Annotated in this window: 20 protein-coding genes; 18 read left to right on the top strand and 2 right to left on the bottom strand. The window is 46.3% G+C overall.

Annotated features, from left to right (window positions below; all coding sequences use genetic code 11):
* Positions 1-39: 39 nt before the first annotated feature.
* The 17 genes from P3C17_RS15570 to P3C17_RS15490 all read left to right on the top strand — a co-directional run bounded on the left by P3C17_RS15570 (position 40) and on the right by P3C17_RS15490 (position 12,437).
* Positions 40-555 carry a DUF2569 domain-containing protein gene (locus P3C17_RS15570; protein ID WP_300930286.1) on the top strand — a complete coding sequence of 172 codons (516 nt, stop codon included), beginning with the start codon at positions 40-42 and terminating at the stop codon, positions 553-555.
* A 26-nt stretch (positions 556-581) separates the two neighbouring features.
* The gene (locus P3C17_RS15565; RefSeq protein WP_300930285.1) at positions 582-887 is read left to right on the top strand and encodes a hypothetical protein; all 306 of its coding nucleotides are present in this window, start codon (positions 582-584) and stop codon (positions 885-887) included.
* 39 nt (positions 888-926) lie between these two features.
* Entirely contained in the window at positions 927-1,427 is a 501-nt protein-coding gene (locus P3C17_RS15560; protein WP_300930284.1) for a DUF2937 family protein, read from the top strand.
* Positions 1,428-1,501: 74 nt separating this feature from the next.
* Positions 1,502-1,912, top strand: coding sequence for a DUF2784 domain-containing protein (locus P3C17_RS15555; protein ID WP_300930283.1), 411 nt, complete (start codon positions 1,502-1,504; stop codon positions 1,910-1,912).
* Between the two features lie 45 nt (positions 1,913-1,957).
* Entirely contained in the window at positions 1,958-2,509 is a 552-nt protein-coding gene (locus P3C17_RS15550) for an AAA family ATPase (RefSeq protein WP_300930282.1), read from the top strand.
* A 58-nt stretch (positions 2,510-2,567) separates the two neighbouring features.
* Complete coding sequence (locus P3C17_RS15545) at positions 2,568-2,939, top strand: hypothetical protein (RefSeq protein ID WP_300930281.1); 372 nt, start codon at positions 2,568-2,570, stop codon at positions 2,937-2,939.
* A 53-nt stretch (positions 2,940-2,992) separates the two neighbouring features.
* The gene (locus P3C17_RS15540) at positions 2,993-3,796 is read left to right on the top strand and encodes an alpha/beta hydrolase (RefSeq protein WP_300930280.1); all 804 of its coding nucleotides are present in this window, start codon (positions 2,993-2,995) and stop codon (positions 3,794-3,796) included.
* A gap of 40 nt (positions 3,797-3,836) precedes the next feature.
* A complete protein-coding gene (locus P3C17_RS15535) occupies positions 3,837-4,304 on the top strand; it encodes a GNAT family N-acetyltransferase (protein ID WP_300930279.1) in 468 nt (155 codons plus the stop codon).
* A 41-nt stretch (positions 4,305-4,345) separates the two neighbouring features.
* Complete coding sequence (locus tag P3C17_RS15530) at positions 4,346-4,807, top strand: nuclear transport factor 2 family protein (protein ID WP_300930278.1); 462 nt, start codon at positions 4,346-4,348, stop codon at positions 4,805-4,807.
* A 105-nt stretch (positions 4,808-4,912) separates the two neighbouring features.
* Complete coding sequence (locus P3C17_RS15525) at positions 4,913-5,203, top strand: hypothetical protein (protein WP_300930277.1); 291 nt, start codon at positions 4,913-4,915, stop codon at positions 5,201-5,203.
* A 51-nt stretch (positions 5,204-5,254) separates the two neighbouring features.
* A complete protein-coding gene (locus tag P3C17_RS15520; protein ID WP_300930276.1) occupies positions 5,255-5,485 on the top strand; it encodes a hypothetical protein in 231 nt (76 codons plus the stop codon).
* A 369-nt stretch (positions 5,486-5,854) separates the two neighbouring features.
* On the top strand, positions 5,855-6,631 hold the full coding sequence (locus P3C17_RS15515; protein WP_300930275.1) for a Crp/Fnr family transcriptional regulator: 777 nt from the start codon (positions 5,855-5,857) through the stop codon (positions 6,629-6,631).
* A gap of 38 nt (positions 6,632-6,669) precedes the next feature.
* Entirely contained in the window at positions 6,670-7,560 is an 891-nt protein-coding gene (locus P3C17_RS15510) for a GGDEF domain-containing protein (protein WP_300930274.1), read from the top strand.
* Between the two features lie 49 nt (positions 7,561-7,609).
* Entirely contained in the window at positions 7,610-7,975 is a 366-nt protein-coding gene (locus P3C17_RS15505) for a hypothetical protein (protein WP_300930273.1), read from the top strand.
* A 164-nt stretch (positions 7,976-8,139) separates the two neighbouring features.
* On the top strand, positions 8,140-9,474 hold the full coding sequence (locus P3C17_RS15500) for a hypothetical protein (protein WP_300930272.1): 1,335 nt from the start codon (positions 8,140-8,142) through the stop codon (positions 9,472-9,474).
* A gap of 111 nt (positions 9,475-9,585) precedes the next feature.
* Positions 9,586-11,745, top strand: a complete 2,160-nt coding sequence (locus P3C17_RS15495; RefSeq protein ID WP_300930271.1) for a TonB-dependent siderophore receptor — start codon at positions 9,586-9,588, stop codon at positions 11,743-11,745.
* A 128-nt stretch (positions 11,746-11,873) separates the two neighbouring features.
* Positions 11,874-12,437 (top strand): YdeI/OmpD-associated family protein, encoded by a 564-nt coding sequence (locus P3C17_RS15490; RefSeq protein ID WP_300930270.1) that lies wholly within the window; start codon positions 11,874-11,876, stop codon positions 12,435-12,437.
* A 135-nt stretch (positions 12,438-12,572) separates the two neighbouring features.
* On the opposite strand, the gene fusA is transcribed toward P3C17_RS15490, so the two are convergent.
* Positions 12,573-14,672, bottom strand: coding sequence for an elongation factor G (gene fusA / locus P3C17_RS15485; RefSeq protein ID WP_300930269.1), 2,100 nt, complete (start codon positions 14,670-14,672; stop codon positions 12,573-12,575).
* Positions 14,673-15,063: 391 nt separating this feature from the next.
* On the bottom strand, positions 15,064-15,249 hold the full coding sequence (locus tag P3C17_RS15480) for a hypothetical protein (RefSeq protein WP_300930268.1): 186 nt from the start codon (positions 15,247-15,249) through the stop codon (positions 15,064-15,066).
* A 412-nt stretch (positions 15,250-15,661) separates the two neighbouring features.
* Here P3C17_RS15480 and P3C17_RS15475 point away from each other — a divergent pair, with 412 nt between their 5' ends.
* The gene (locus tag P3C17_RS15475; RefSeq protein ID WP_300930267.1) at positions 15,662-17,119 is read left to right on the top strand and encodes a PepSY domain-containing protein; all 1,458 of its coding nucleotides are present in this window, start codon (positions 15,662-15,664) and stop codon (positions 17,117-17,119) included.
* Positions 17,120-17,233: the final 114 nt, after the last annotated feature.

The following is a 17,233-nucleotide window of genomic DNA, read 5'->3' as shown; positions in this document are numbered from 1 at the left end:
TTAGCACAACAAGAAATGGAGTAACTATGGATAATAACTATGGATAACGATAAAGAGTTAAAGGGACTTGGTGGCTGGCTTATTTTGGTTGCTATAGGCGTTATTTTGGCGCCAGTCAGGTTATTGGTTACTTATATTCCAATGTATACCCAGATATTTGGCGATGGAACCTGGGAGAGTTTAACGACTGTTGGCTCCGATATGTACCTGCCACTCTGGGGGGCGTTGCTAATGGGGGAACTTGTATACAATTCTTTGATTGTGCTGGCCTCCTTGTATCTGATTTATTTATTCTTTTCAAAGCATTACTTATTTCCCCGTTTTTACATTGCCTTGGTGATCGTGTCTTTGGTGTTTATTCCTATTGATGCGTGGTTGCTGACACAAGTGTTGCCAACTGAAACAATGTTTGACCCGGATACAACAAAAGAGTTTGTACGTGTTTTGATTGGTGGTCTCATTTGGATCCCATACATGCTTGTTTCAGAAAGAGTTAAAGCAACCTTTGTAGAGCATAGGCCGGCGCTGCCTGTGTCACAAAATGCAGCCTTTTAATCTGTTGGTCCAGAAGGGTTAACATAATGAAACTACCTACAAAAAATGAACTGATAAGCTGTTGTGTGTTGCTGAGTATTGGCCTCTTTATGCTGTGGTATTTTCCGGCTCACTCAAACGCTGGCTGGTATGCAATAGTACTGGGGGTTACCTTTGGGTTGTTCCCCGGGCCGCAATTAAAAGCGAAGTTTGAACCCACTCACGAAAAAGCAGCACAACAGCGACAAGATTCTATTGCGGCGCGGGAAAACTCATTCAGTTGGTGGGCATCGCCATTTCCCTGGGGATTGGCTGTTTTAATGCTGGCCCTGGTGTTTGCCTTCACAGCATAACTATTTTTAATTCGATAACCGGACACAGGACGCTTAATTTTGATTGGAAGACTGCTCGATAAGTTGGTTTTTGGTGCAGCGTTAATTTTAGCGCTGCAAATGCCGTTGCTGGTCGATCATTATCATCAATATTTGGCAGGACTTTACAGCGCTACTAAATGGCAAGTGGATGGTTATGAGGCCACAGCAAAAGCCCATGAATTTGCTGATGTGAACTCTATGATTGATAACCACCTGAAAAACGCTGAACCCAGTGTCAGAACGGATGCGGAACAAAAACGGCAAACTGTTGAGTTATTGCAGGAGTTAACCAGCGGCATGGAGATCTTTGCCCATGGCAATTTGTTAGAGAAGATGGTCTTTATGCTGCACCCCGACAGGGTTCACGTGGTGAAAGAGGTGCTGCAGAATTTCAAAGTGGGTATACCGCTGAACGCCAGTGGCTTGCTGTTTGGCGTGGTGTTGGCTTTGTTATTAAATATGCTGATTATGTTGCCGTTCAGGCTGATGCGCTCTGGTCGCCGTGCAGAGCAGTACTAGAGCAAGTGGGGTGTTGAACTGGTTCTGTTTGTTGTCTGGTCACTGCCAATAAACAGACATTGAGAGGAAATGCCATGTCCAGAGAACTGCTGCTGCTTGTATTGGCTGATGCGATTTTGCTGGTGCATGTACTTTTTGTCTGTTTCGTCGTCTTTGGGCTTGTGGCTATTTATCTGGGCTATTTTCTGAGCTGGTTGTGGGTCAGAAAGCTGGCCTTTCGATTGCTGCATTTGCTTGCTATCGGCATAGTGGTCCTGCAATCCTGGTTGGGTGTGATTTGCCCTTTAACTATTTGGGAAATGGCACTTAGAAAAGAAGCCGGGGCTGTGACTTACTCAGGCTCTTTTATCCAGCACTGGTTGCATCAGTTGCTGTTTTACACAGCGCCGGAATGGGTATTTATTCTGCTGTACAGTGCTTTTGGCTTACTGGTTTTGGCCAGCTGGTTTTTGGTGCGACCAAAAGGCCGTAGCGGTAAACCCTGAGTTTCAGTGCATTATGCGACGTTTTATTATTCAAGGAAGATCAGTGTGAAATTTGTGATGATTTATGGTGCCTCAGGCGTTGGCAAAGAAAGCGTCGGACGTGAGCTGGCAAAGCGAAATGAGTGGCATCTATTTCCACAGCATCTGGCTTTTGATATAGCTTGTGCTGTTGTGGGCTTTGGTAATACGGGGTTTGAGAAGTACCAACGCAAGATTTGCTTAGACGCATTCAGAACCCTGATTGAAAAGAAAGTCACTGGAATCGTTTTTACCTTCTGTTATGTTTATCCGGCCAGCAACTACTTTATCGAAGGCCTTTTTGAGCTGCTCAATGAGTATCAGATCAAGGCCGACTTTGTCAGATTATCCTGTGATCTGGAAGAGCACATCAGTCGGGTGACTTCTGAACAACGGAAAAACACCAATAAAATTCAATCGAAACTTTATCTTGAAGACTATCTGAACAGATTCGATTTTTCTGTCGATATAGCCGAAGTTGAAACTTTCCATCTCAACAGCACCGGATTAACTATTCAGCAGTCGGCACTCGAAATTGAACGTTATCTGGCTAAACACCAGGAAAAAACGTTCACCTGAACCGCTTTTCAACTATAGAATGTTGCTGTCAACGAAAGCGGTTTAGGCAAGGAAGAGTATGTTTTACAACGCATTTATATCACTGAGTTTCATTATTACTCTTGTGTCATTTCCAGTATTTAGTCAGTCCTGTGATATTGCCGGCATTTGGAAACACACGGAAAAAGATGTTTCTCTGGTGCTTGATACCAGCCTGCAAACAATTAAAGTGAAGCAGCATTCGTTGAACGCCGGGGTTGAGGGATTAACAGTGGTGAAAAATCTGCTTCCTGACGTCGCACAGCCTAATCTCTGGTCTGGCGATATCTATTCAGCAGATATCAATTCTTTTGTGCCAGTTCAGCTTAAAAGCCCAGACTGTACTACTTTACTGATCACTGAAAATGCTGTTAGTAAGAAAGAAATTCTGCGTTTGATTCGTCAGCAGTGAATTCGCAGTGTTCAGGTCGGTTCTTTATCATTGAGTTTTAGTAAGGAGTTAGTTTGAAGTTTATTCTGGTAATTTGTGCACTGTTGTCTTTTTCCCTTTCTGCCGCTGGCAGCAAATTAGTGCAAGTGAAAGATGCTGAACTTGAATATGAAATGGCGGGGGGCGGTAAAACCGTTATTTTGCTGGAAGCTGGTGGTGCTGCTGCAATGTCAGACTGGGAGCCGGTATTTCAGCAAATGGCAAAGCAGGCCACTGTGATCCGTTACTCCAGGGCTGGCAACGGCAATTCCACCGCTATAAAACGCCATTTTACGTCACGTGATTACGCCGATTATGCCAGCGAACTGCTGACCAAACTGAATATCACAGCACCTGTCATACTGGTGGCTCATTCCTATGGTGGCAGTATAGCCCGGGATTTCGCTGCAACTTACCCAGCACAGGTGAAAGCACTATTGCTGCTTGACCCTTCGTCTGAGCATGATGTCGATATTATGCGCGCCATCGATTTGCAGCGAGCGAATCGCGAAATAGCGCAAATTAAGCTGGATGATATGGCCAATGGCATGTCGAATCAGTATCTGGATTTCTGGAGCAAAAGGCAGCTGCCGGATTACCCGCAAATCAAAGATATGCCAGTCACAGTTATTGCTTCTGTCAAAACTCATGAAAAGCCAAGCAACTTGTTTTTCACCAATCAGGCCCGCCAGATGTGGGGCGAGATGTGGCAGCAATGGGCAACAGCATTTCCGCAAGGCCGGGCTGTATTAACCAAAAAAAGCGGTCACTACGTGCAGTTTGATGAACCACAATTGGTGCTGAGTGAGCTGCAGTTATTGCAGGAGAAGTCAGAGTAAAGCAGGCTGTTAGCTATCTTGCTTTATATAAAAGGATATTATGGAATTTTTATTACTTGCAGATGAGCCATCTGCAGCAGAGATAGTCGCGTCTTGGTATTTTGAGCAGTGGTTCCGCGATACAGGTCATTACACTAAAGAGCAAGTTCTTGCTAAAGTCTTAGCTGCAACAAACAGAAATCAGGCTCCGATGCTTATTCTAGCCAGACTTAACCAAGAGTGGGTAGGGGCTGCCGAGCTTAAAATTCGTGAAATGGAACTCTTTCCAGACTACGAGTTTTGGCTTGGTGGGGTTTATGTCACGGCACAAGCCCGGGGGGCTGGCGTGGCTTCGGCTTTGGTGAACGAAGCGCTTGTGCGAGCCCGGCGTTTGGGAATAAAACATCTGTATTTACAAACCGAAGATTTGACGGGAGGCCTTTATGCTCGTCATGGTTTTGTACCTGTAACCAAGGTTGAATCCAAAGGCGTAGATGTGTTAGTTATGGTGACAAATCTTGCGGGTTAAAAGCTGCTGTTCGTCATAAAAAGTCAATAAAGGGAGTTTAGATGAAAAAGGTACTGGTAGCGCTGTTTGGGTTGGTTGCTTTTTATCATGCACATGTTGCTGCGGATGATTTTGACTATGACGCTTTTGTAAAAGCTTATTATCAGGCTCAGGTGGCGACTCAGCAGCCTGATGCGACCAAAGAAGATTTAGAACATTACCTGTCTTTTTTAACCGAAGACGTGGGCAATCAGCATTTTCCAAATGCGCCTGATGACTCGCGGGAGCCTGACGGTAAAGTGCTGATGCGTAAGGGGATGAGTCGTTATTTAGGTGTGCATACTGAATACAAGGCTGAACTGATGAGTTATGAATTTGGCTACAATGCAGTAGTGATTAAACATAAGTTTTCAGCCAAGGGAAAAAGAGCTGATGGCTCAGAATTTAGTTACGCTAAAACTGCACTGGATGTGTTGGAGCTTGAAGCGGGCAAAGTAGCAGTGATGCGCCGCTATAGTAAATAAGATGTGCTGCAGTCACTTTGCAAGCATAACTACTTCATCACAGAAAGCAGCCGAGGGCCGCTGTTTTCTGTGGTTTTGCAGCTGCTCTAAAAAGGAGATTATCCTTTGTCTACAGAAAAACCACCTCACAATATAGCGCTTGCCAGCCTTTGGTTTGGCTTGTCCCTGTTGGTTGCGGCAGCTGCGATAGCTGTTGTGTTTAGTCAAACCCCTTTGTTGATGCCAGGCTTATTGCTCTTGTCTGTTGTGCTTTTTATGACCGGCAGGCAAAGGGTGCAGCCTTTGGCTATTGATCCGCAAAAGTATCATCAGCGGGTTCGTGTTGTCGCTTTACTTTCAGCTGTGTTTTGTGGTGCTGCAGTTGCTTTAAATAGTGTGTATGCGGCTTTGGTTTAAAAGCTCAGCTATAGAGCTAATACAAATAATGCAATCGAAAGAGAGGTAACTATGAGTATTTTTGGCCGAAAACCATGGCTGAGAAGTGCCGTTATCGAAATTGTTATTTTATGTATGCCATTGTCTTTATTCAGTTTTATTTCGTTCGAAAAACGGGATTTTGCTGCTATGTTTACTTTTTTTGTTGTACTTATGTTGTTGTTTGTTGGCTATATTTTTTTCAAAAATCACAGTATTTATCAAAAGCTAAAAGGTCATTCTGTCGAAGACCAGTCTGATTGATCAGGCTCAGCTTGAACAGAGCTGCATCTGGTGTTTTTACACGGAATGAATATTTGCATCCCAGTCCCGTTACTGTGTTATGTTAACCAGCGTTACTCATCTCTTCGCCCCTATCCTGCAGGGCGGTCTGTACAGTTCTTGTATTATTTTTGTAAGTGAAAAAGCTGTACGGTTTTTCAGTTACACCTAAAGCTACAACCTCTGCTGTTTGTCCTTTTACTGCAATGCGCTCACAACTGTTTTTGATGTGGTGCTTTGCTGAGTGAAGTTAATCTTGTGTGCGAAATCGCACAGAAGTTGTTTTGAGCTAAGCAGTATCTTCAGCCGGTTCAACCGGATCCTGATCACCATTCCAATTAGAGGGATTGCATGTCGAAAAAACCTAAACCGCACCCGCAACAAAATCATTTTCTTGCGGCCCTGGATCCTGACGTGCAGGAGCGTTTATTTCCCCATCTGGAGCTGGTGCCATTGCCGCTGCGCTCTTTGATGTACGAGTCGGGCCGCACTATGCGCCATGTCTATTTTCCTACAGACTCGATAATTTCGCTGCAGTACATTATGGAAAATGGTGCGTCCACAGCCATTCTGGTGGTAGGCAATGAAGGGTTATTAGGGATTTCATTGCTGATGAGCGGGCAGGGCACACCAAGCCGCTCTGTGGTACAAAGTGCTGGTCATGCCTACCGTTTGCCACGGGTCAAGGTGAAAGAAGAATTTAACCGGCACGGCAAGTTATTGCTGTTGATGTTGCGTTACACCCAGGCGCTCATCACTCAAGTGGCCCAGACTGCAGTGTGCAACAGACACCATTCGATTGATCAGCAGCTGTGTCGCTGGCTGTTATTGTCTATAGACCGTTTATCTCATAATCAGCTGAACATGACGCAGGAGTTTATTGGCAATATGCTGGGTGTCCGCCGTGAAGGAGTAACACAGGCTGCATTAAAGCTGCAGCAACAGGGCGTAATTTCTTATTCGCGAGGCCTTATTAAAGTGTTGGACAGAGACAAACTGGAGACGCTGAGCTGCGAATGCTATGGCGTAGTTAAAAAAGAAACTGAAATGTTATTGCCCTATTTGCCGAAGCGGCAGGTGATCACTGATGTGGCCGCTATCCCAGTCGTCAAACTGCCAACGGTCTAGGCTGGTTCTGAAACTGTTGTTTTTATAAAGAGGTCACCATGTCAGCAACACCGAAAGTGCCCGTGAAAAAGGTGACCGTCAAAAGGGCGACGCTGCATGGAGTGCTGAAAAAAAATGAAGAAATTAAACTAGATGTTGGCAGGGCTGCCGGTGAACTGGCGTCGGTCAATGATGTTTTAAAACAAGAGAATGCTTCAATTCAGACCATGAGGGTAGCGCTGACTCAAAATGCAGACGCTGAAATCAGGGTGGCAAAAGCGGCAGACGATTTAAAAAGGGTGAATGTTAAACTTGCCAATGAAATTGCAGTGCGTTTAGGTATTGAATCTGAACTTGACACCATCAAAGCCGACTTAGCCACAGTACGTGATGATTTATTGCAGGCTGAGGTGACAAAGCGCCATGCGCAACAACAGGCATTGACCGATACTCTGACCGGCTTAGCGAATCGAGCGTCCTATGAGCAGGCTTTGAATCAGGGGCTGGCTCAGGCTAGGCGGCAGGGATGGCGGCTGTCCGTGATGTTTATCGACGTGGATAAGTTTAAAAACATTAACGACAGCCATGGTCATGAGATGGGTGACAAGGTGTTGTTGATGGTGGCCAACCGGTTACAATCTTTTATCCGTGATGGGGATATGGTCAGCCGCTGGGGCGGTGACGAATTTGTTTGCTTGTTGCTCGAAGTAAAAGATAAAAATGATGTGTTGTGTCTTGCCAGAAAGTTAGCTGTTCGTGTGGCTGAGGCTGTGACTCTGAGTGGCCTGACGTTGCATATAAAGATCAGCATAGGTATCGCACTCTTTCCGGCCGACGGTGACACTGCGCAAGTGCTGATTAAGCATGCAGATATGGCTATGTATCAGGCAAAAGGCTCGGCGCAGCAAGTGATGTTGTTCCGGCATCATAGCGATACAAATCCAGACTAATTAGCTCCGAAAAACGGCTCTGGATCCAGAAAAATAAAAGTGGGGGAAGATGAATAACTCAAGGATAGAAATCAGTTTTCGGTTTCGTCAGTTAAACAAAATGCAGGCTCTGACTTTGTGCCGCGAAATAGATGCTGTCTCTTACGCTGCTGAAACAGAGCAGCAAGCAAGTGCGGCAATTGCGGTAAGTGAAAGTAATACAAAACAACTTACCTATAGTGCTCTGGTTGCGCTAAAACCCGAAAACATCGAAGCCATTACCATGTTTTATGTTCGCCAGGGCATGGATCTGAGCCACTGCGATATTTTAATCACTGCAACATTAGCGAACACCACAGGTTTTACCCTGCCAGCCATAGTGAACCAGATGCTGAAGCATATTGACTGCCCACTCAGCTTCTCAGTACTGACTTAAAAATCCGGTATAAACAAATAACAGCTTGCTATTGCTGTAGCCAACAATGGACGTCACAAAACCTTACAGTTTAATCCGCTGATTTAAGGTTTTTGTTTTGCAGATGGTTTTCCAATTGTGGTGCAATAAACTCATTGATTCTGACTGAAAACGGTAAAATTCATATGGTTAAGCTCGGCGTTCTTATCGCTATTGCTCTTTACACATCTGCTCTGGCTGCTAGTCAGGTATCAACCCTGATTAAAAAGGATGAGGAGGGGCAATGGCGGGTGACATACAGCACAGCTTCGCCAATGCAGCGTATGGTGTTTCAACGCAATCCGGATGGCTCAAGGGCAAAGCACTGGGTAGCACAATCCGAGCTTTTTAAAACTCTGTACCTGGATGGTACAGAAGCTGTGGTCAGAGCCGATGGTCAGCCTTTTAGTGAGGTTAGTTTTGACCTTCCAGCGGTTTATACACCTTTACCTAAAGAATATGCTGCTTTTTCTCCTTTTTCTGACGGTGGCATGCTGCTGCATTCGGGACGCTTTTTTGCCTGCGCAGAGCACTGCCAGCCAGAATTGAATAGTTGGACCTTGACACTAAAAGCGCCTGTTGGTGAGAACATCATTGTTGGCGGCAAGCTCTATCAAAATGAAGTGACCWGGCAGGAGCGGGACAGTGGTTCAAAGCTGTATCTGGGCAAAGCAACCCCTTTAGCCGGACCTGATTTTATCAGCCTGATTGACTCTGAGTTACCCCTAATACTTCAGCAGCAAATCAACAGCCAGTTACCGCAATTGATGGCATATTTCACCTCACAGATGGGAGCTCTGAACTTCAGACCTGCGCTTTTTGCTTCTTATAGCGCAACAGAAGATGGCAGTTATGGTCATCAGGGCGGCACTTTACCAGGACAAATTTTTATGCACTGGTATGGGGAAAAGGCGATAGAGAAGCTGGAATCAGAAGCCGTATTCTGGTTTTTTGCCCATGAAGTGGCGCATTTGTATCAGCGAGAAGCCGGAGCTGTTGATCGCAGTCAGGATGCCTGGGTGCATGAAGGTGCGGCAGAGTATCTGGCTGGGCTGGCAACAACAGAAGTGCAGCAGAACAAGCAGATGTTGCAGCAGAAGCTAACGGATGCCGGGCAGCAGTGTGCGGCAGGATTAGAAAAACAGCGAAATTATGCCAAAGCTGCAGCTGCCAATTCACAATTGCACTACAGCTGTGGTTTGTTATTAAACCATGCCATCGATCAACAGTTGCAGCAGCTGGATCCACAGATGAGCTTCTTCAGGTTATGGGCGTTGTTCAATGCACGGGTGCAAGATGGGCAAACCGCACAAGCTGCCACTTATCTGACTGTACTCAAAGCTTATGTTTCAGCAGAGTTCTGGCAGCAACTTCACTTGTTCAGCAGCCAGGATGATTTTGATGCACTCAAGTTCATACAGCAGTTACAAGCGGCTCATCAGCCTGGATTGATAAAAACCAACACACCTACCACGATGTAGGGCAGCTGTCCGCTTCATCAAATTTATTCAAACACGAATTATTCTTAATTGCTTTGCAATTGAGATCTATTTTCATTTAGAATTCCGGCACTGTTTTCAGAGGGAAGTGCCATGTCATTGTTTAAACTCCACAAAATATCCTTAGTTGCTTTGGCTGTGGCCACAAGTTGTTATTCTGCAGCCCTACTGGCAGATGACAGCAAAGCCGTTGATGAAAAAGAAATTGAAGTGATCACGATAAAAAGCCAGCGTGGTTTAATTTCTTATGTCAGTGCTTCAGGTGCGAAGTCTGATACTCCTATTATCGAAACTCCGCTCTCCGTGTCAGTACTGACCGAAGAGCGTATTGCTGATTTAGGCGCGCTGACGGTTCAGGATGCTTTGGGTTACGTGTCGGGTTTATACAATGGTCCTTATGGTCTGGATACCCGGGGTGACTGGTCTGTGATCCGTGGTGTGTCGCCAGTGCAGTATCTGGATGGTCTGAAATCCTTGTTTGGTTATTACAACAATGTGCGCACAGAGCCTTTTGGCTTGTCGCAAATTGAAATTCTGAAAGGCCCAAGTTCAGTCTTGTATGGTCAGGGTTCTATTGGCGGTATCGTCAATTTAGTCAGCAAAAAACCTGAAGCAGCCACCAGCGGTCAGTTATGGGCGCAATTGGGTAACTATTCACGTAAACAACTGGCTGGTGATATCACAGGTTCACTGAATGACGATGAAACACTGCAAGGCCGCTTGGTGGGGGTATGGCGCGACAGTGATACTCAGACTGACTTTGTGCCAGACAACAGCAAAGCCTTAGCACCGTCTTTTAGCTGGCAGGCCAGTGACGACACTAAAGTGACAGTGCTTGGCAACTGGCAGGAAAGGGAATCAGGCACCAGTACGCAGTTTTTCCCGCATCAGGGCACTATTTTACCCAATGAGTTTGGTCAGATCCCAAGCAACCGTTTTGTCTCCGAACCAGGTTTTGACCGTTATGACACAGAGCAACAATCCGCTACTGTGATTGTGGAACACCAGCTGACGGATGATTGGGGTGTGCGTGTCGCCAGCCGGTACAGTGACAGTCACGCCGATTACGACACTATGTATGGCTGGCCGCCAGTGTTTCAGGATGACAACCGCACTATCTCCCGTGTGGCTTACTTGAGTAATGCCGATGCACGTTCTATCACCAGTGATGCTCAGTTGCATGGTGATTTACAAATAGGCTCAATAGAGCACAAGCTGGTGATGGGTTTTGATTACCAGAATGCCTACACCGACAATGACTCATTTTATGGTGCGGGTGGTTTACTGGACTTATACAACCCTGTGTATGGTCAGGTGACAGATTTACCAACAGATGCTGATGTGACTGATTATGCAGCCACCAAGGTGTATCAGAGCGGCCTGTATCTGCAAGACAATATGAAAATTGCCGATAGCTGGATGGTGTCTGCGGCGTTACGCCGTGACCGCACAGTTAGCCGTACCGAAGGCTCTGAGGCTGAATCTCAGTATGCCACTACAGGTCGTCTGGGCCTGATGTATCTGATGGATGGTGGCGTCTCGCCTTACATTAGCTACAGCGAATCCTTTGAACCACTGCTCGGCGCTGATGCTTATGGTAAAGCCTTTAAGCCTCAAACCGGCGAGCAGTGGGAAGCTGGTGTGAAATATCAGCCTGACAATACAGAACATCTGTTAACGGCTGCTATCTATCAAATTAAAGAACAAAACCGCACTACCACTTTAGCGGCTGACCAGTTGGGTGACCCGGAACTGATTGATCCAAATGGCCAAATTCAGGGTGGGGAAGTGACAGCTAAAGGTGTGGAACTGGAAGCTCAGCTGGCATGGCAGCAGCTGGATATTTATGCCAGCTATGCCTATACCGACGCTTATGTCAGCCAAAGTAATACATTGGGTGAAGAAGGGGCTGATTTATCCGCAGTGCCGGAACAACAGGCTTCTGTTTGGGCGACCTGGCGTTTGGCTATGGTTGATGGCATGAAAGTGGGTGGTGGTGTGCGTCATGTAGGTAAAACATCGGATGGCAGCGCTTATGTCGCGATGAATGGTGTGGTGCTGAACGACCCGCTGACCACGCCTTCTTATACCTTGCTGGATGCGATGCTGGGCTATGAAATGGGAGATTACGATCTAAGCCTGCAGGTGCAAAACCTGACTGACAAAACAGTGATCACCTCCTGTCTGAATCGTGGGGATTGTTTCTACGGTCAGCGCCGTTCTGTCAGTGCAAACCTGCGTTATAAGTTCTGATAGACACTTTTATCGTGGCTTTGATGTAAAACCCCGGGTTATAAAGTCCCGGGGTTTTCTTTTTTCCTTCTTGTTGTTCAGCCACTGAGTCAGTTAGAGTGCAGTTTTCTGATGAAATGGTGAGCCTGATGACTGCCCCATTATTTTTTGACAGCCCACAAGCCTTCCGATGCTGGCTGGAGTTACACGCAGCCACTGCGTCAGAGCTATTAGTAGGCTTTCACAAGGTCGCTACGGATAAGTCGTGTATGAGCTGGTCTGAATCTGTAGATGAAGCTTTGTGTTTTGGCTGGATCGATGGCAAACGTAAGCGTATAGATGAACAGAGCTACAGCATTCGTTTTACGCCACGTAAAAAGAGCTCCATCTGGAGTCAAATCAATATAGATAAGATGGAAAACTTGCGGGCTCAAGGCCGGATGACTGCAGCAGGGGAGTTAGCCTTCTCTTACAGAACAGAGCAAAAATCTGCAATCTACTCGCATGAGCAGGAGACAGTGGCCAGCTTGTCAGCAGAAGAACTAACAATTTTTCAGAGCAATGCTGCAGCCTGGTCGTTTTTTGTAACCACAGCACCAGGTTATCAAAAGGTGCTGCTGCACTGGATCTGTAGCGCCAAAAAAGCTGAAACCCGTTTATCCAGACTGGCGAAATTAATGGAAGCCAGCGAAGCGGGGAAAAAAATGCAATAACTGCTGAAAATACAAAAATGTCAGGAACGTTTTTTGGACAGCTTTAGCTGGTCCCGAAGGGATTTTTCACAGGGATGTGAAAAACAAAAAGCCCCGCGGTTTTCACCAGCGGGGCTTTTTTGCATTAGCAGCTAATTAGTTTTTAGCAGCGGCAGCTTTCTTTTCTTTCTCTTTTGCAATCACTGTGTCAGCCACGTTTTGTGGACATGGTGCGTAGTGAGAGAATTCCATAGAGAACTGACCACGACCAGAAGTCATAGTACGCAGTGTAGAGATGTAACCGAACATCTCAGACAGTGGTACGTCACCTTTGATACGTACGCCAGTGACGCCAGCTTCCTGACCAGAGATCATGCCACGACGACGGTTTAAGTCACCGATTACATCACCTACGTGATCTTCAGGAGTGAAGACGTCAACTTTCATGATTGGCTCAAGCAGTTGCGCGCCAGCTTTTGGAATTGACTGACGGAAAGCGCCTTTAGCTGCGATTTCGAACGCGATGGCTGAAGAGTCAACTGCGTGGAAACCACCGTCGAATACTTCAACTTCAACGTCTAATACTGGGAAGCCCGCTAAAGTACCAGTGCTCATCATTGAAGCAAAACCTTTCTCGATGGCTGGCATGAATTCTTTTGGAACGCTACCACCAACAGTAGAAGAGATGAACTTGAAGCCTGAACCTTGCTCACCTGGACGAATGCGGTAGTCGATTTTACCGTATTGACCTGAACCACCAGATTGTTTCTTGTGCGTGTAGCTGTCTTCAATTTCACGAGTGATTGTTTCGCGGTAAGCAACCTGTGGTTGACCTACAACTAATTCAACACCGTAAGTACGTTTCAGGATGTCTACTTTGATATCTAAGTGCAGTTCACCCATACCTTTCAGAATGGTTTCGCCTGAATCAACATCAGTCTCAACACGGAACGTTGGATCTTCTGACACCATCTTACCGATGGCGATACCCATTTTCTCAACAGAACCTTTGTCTTTTGGCGTGACAGAGATAGAGATTACTGGCTCTGGGAAGATCATTGGTTCTAAAGTACAGATGTGTTTTGGATCACACAGAGTGTGGCCAGTTTGCGTGTTGTTCTTCAGACCAACCAGCGCGATGATATCACCGGCCTGAGCTGTAGTCAGGTCAGTACGGTCATTCGCGTTCATCTCAACCATACGGCCGATACGTTCAGTTTTACCTGTGAACGAGTTCAGTAAGGTATCGCCTTTGTTCAGAACACCAGAGTAAATACGGATAAAGGTCAGGGCGCCGAAACGGTCATCCATGATCTTGAATGCTAAAGCACGGAACGGCTCATCAGCAGAAACGATAGCGAATTCGCCAGTTGCTTCGCCTTCTTCGTCAGTCAGAGGCTGTGGGTTTACTTCAGTTGGAGACGGTAAGTAATCAACAACAGCGTCTAACAGTAATTGCATACCTTTGTTTTTGAAGGCAGAACCACAGTAGGTAGGGAAGAATGCCAGGTCACGTGTACCTTTACGGATACAAGCTTTGATCTGCTCAATAGTAGGTTGTTCACCTTCCATATATGCCATTAACAGGTCGTCATCTTGTTCCACAGCAGTTTCAACTAACTGCTCACGGTACATAGCAACGTCATCAGCCATATCCGCTGGGATATCTATTACTTCGTAGTTTTCTGGTTTGCCAGAATCATCCCACACGTAGGCTTTTTCAGTCAGCAGGTCAACCACACCCACGAAAGTATCTTCGCGGCCGATTGGTAAAGTCATGATCAGTGGCTGAGCGCCCAGTACGTTTTTAACTTGATCTGTCACGCGGATGAAGTCAGCACCGATACGGTCTAACTTGTTTACGAAAATCAGACGAGATACTTTCGCGTCGTTCGCATAACGCCAGTTAGTTTCTGACTGAGGTTCAACACCACCAGAACCACAGAATACACCGATACCACCGTCTAATACTTTCAGAGAACGGTAAACTTCAACTGTGAAGTCAACGTGGCCTGGTGTATCTATTACGTTGAAGCGGTGACCTTTCCAGAAACAGGTTACAGCTGCTGACTGGATAGTAATACCACGCTCAGCTTCTTGTACCATGAAGTCAGTGGTCGATTCACCTTCGTGAACTTCACCTATCTTATGGATTTTACCGGTCAGTTTCAGGATACGCTCGGTAGTAGTGGTTTTGCCGGCATCAACGTGGGCGAAGATACCAATGTTTCTATATAAGGATAAATCTGCTGACATAGTAATCTCAATAAGCTAGGGTTTGAAAATAGTGCGGTAATATACAGGAAATTATTCCGATTTGCCCGAAAAAAAATCACCTGTATCTATGAATTTTATGTCCGTGTTGAGCAAACTTAGCCGGACTTGGTTTTAGCCTCGTGTCTTACGCTGTGACTTTACGACTCAGAAGCTTAAATGACGCAGGTTACAGCTGTATTTCTGCACTGATTTTTATCAGCAGACTGATGGATATGGTGTGGAGAAATCTGGCAATTCAGCAGTACAGCCGCCTATACAACGGGCGAACCCGATAGAGGCCAGTTAACTATCTGAGCGATAAACCGCCATGACAACAAAGCCTGCATAGCAGGCATTGGTTCTACAGTTTTAAGCTGCGACAGCTAAAAGGTCAGACAAATTGCAATACGGCCAGGCCAACGAGGCCGCTAATGGCCAAAATACAATGTTCAAGCAATTGCTCTGTTCTTTTCTCTTTTGTGATTTCTGCACCTGGGAAAAATACGTAAATCAGATTGATCAACAACAGCAGTAACAAACCCAGTCGGGCTGTAAATAACAATATATCGGTCAGCACTTATCACTCCACTACTATCTCAGGACAGGCCAGTACACAATTCACTCTTTTACTATACGGCTGTAACGACCTTGCGGTTTTCAGCCTTTGCCAGCTAAATAGTAAAAATGCGCAGTTAAAAACCGCGGTAGCATACTGATCAAAGTGGCAATGGGCAAGGCGCGTATTGTCACATCTGCTAATGGCTATCGACTTCTTCTCATAGCCTCTGTTGTATTGCGCAGGTTGCGTCACTGAGTTGCCCCCTGACTGCGACAATATGTCGCATCGGCTGATACTGCCCCTTATGTAAAAATAACGCTCAGTTAACTGTTTAATGCTAAGGCGTTATTTTTTATGCCATTTCCCTGTCGTATTCTGCTAAATCTCGCTTGTTCTGCATTTTCTTTTTCTGTTATGGCTGGTGAGTATCATGGCTAAACTCACTATCCATAACCCACAACAGCAGAAAAGAGCGCTGCGTGCTGCTGGTGCTCAAAGAGCGGTTTTTTTCTGGCATGGCTGGTCTGCGCTGATGATAGCGCCCGTATTGCTGGTGTTAGTAGTTACCGGCTGTGCTTATTTATTCGATCGTGAATTTGATCAGTGGTGGCAAAAGGACGCCTATCAGGTAAAACCACAAGGTACTGTCGCCACATTAGCGCAACAGCAAGATTACCTGCGTCAGCAGTATCCGGCTTGGACCATCAACAGAGTGATGTTAGCTCAGGCTCCAACTCAGGCCGTGCGCTGGCAACTGACAGCGCCTGATGGAGTGCATTTGATTTATCTGGATCCATACCGTTTAGTGGTGCAGGCTGATATTGACCCTACAACCCAGCCAATGGCCATAGTGCGGCGTTTGCATGGTGAGCTGATGGCTGGCACAACAGGGGGTTATATTGTCGAGTGGATGTCATGCTGGACTTTATTTTTACTGCTGACAGGTGGCTGGCTCTGGTGGCCCAAACATTGGCGGCTTGCCGGGGTTTTAGTGCCAAGAAAACGCAGTGATGGCCGGGTGCACTGGCGCGACTGGCACGCCGTTCTGGCACTTATCAGCTCATTAGCTTTGGCATTTCTGGTATTGAGTGGTATGCCGTGGTCGACGTTTTGGGGCAAGCAGTTTGCCCAGTTGGGTCGGGACTTCAGCACGGAGTGGCACTGGGTAACGCCATCGCCCAATTTTCATTTACCGGACACTGTGAAAAGCAGAGCTGTGGATCCGCACCATGAACATCAGGAACATGCTGCAACAGACTCAGCAGCAGTGCATATCACAGGAGGAACTGAATCCTGGGTCACACAACAGCATTCGGCGCCACAGGCAGCGCATCCTCATCATTCGAAGTTGCACGAATTAACATCTCAGCCACAGCAGGCCGATGTCAGTAAGGCTGAAGCTTATTTGACAAGGCTGGCGCTGGAAACTTATGGTCCTGGTGTACGTATTTTTTATCCTGCAACTGACAAAGATGTATTTAAAATCAACTACGTGCCTGATAAAGCCGAAGGCCAGCAGACTCTTTATATAGACCCTGCCAGTGGTGAATTGCTGGATGATATTGGCTGGCTGCGTTATTCGGCCTTAGCCAAAGTGGTGGAATGGGGCACCATGACCCATTTAGGGCGGCAATACGGGGTCTGGAATCAGTGGCTGAATTTGCTGTTTTGTTTACTGGTACTTGCAGCTTTAATTGCAGCTTTAACTTTATGGTGGCGACGCAGAAAACCAGGGCGATGGTTGCCGCCTTTGCAAAGCACAGACAGCTTGCCTTTGGCGTTAAAGCTCAGTTTGCTGGCACTGGTCGTACTGTTTCCGCTACTGCTGTTGTCATTGCTTGCTTTTGTAGTGTGCAAGTTCTGGCAGCGCAGAGGTGCTGTTGAGTGAATTGTTGATAGGTAGAAGGGGCTTTATTCGCTTTGGCGCGAATTAAGAGAAATAAACTGACAAAGGTAGCGTTGCAACTCTGGCATAACAAAATAAGGCATGTTAAAACAGTGA

Source organism: Rheinheimera sp. 1928-s (assembly GCF_029269265.1).
In the GTDB taxonomy this organism is placed as follows: Bacteria; Pseudomonadota; Gammaproteobacteria; order Enterobacterales; family Alteromonadaceae; genus Pararheinheimera.
The sequence above is the reverse complement of the archived record's forward strand: the minus strand, read 5'-3'. Positions and strand labels throughout refer to the sequence as shown.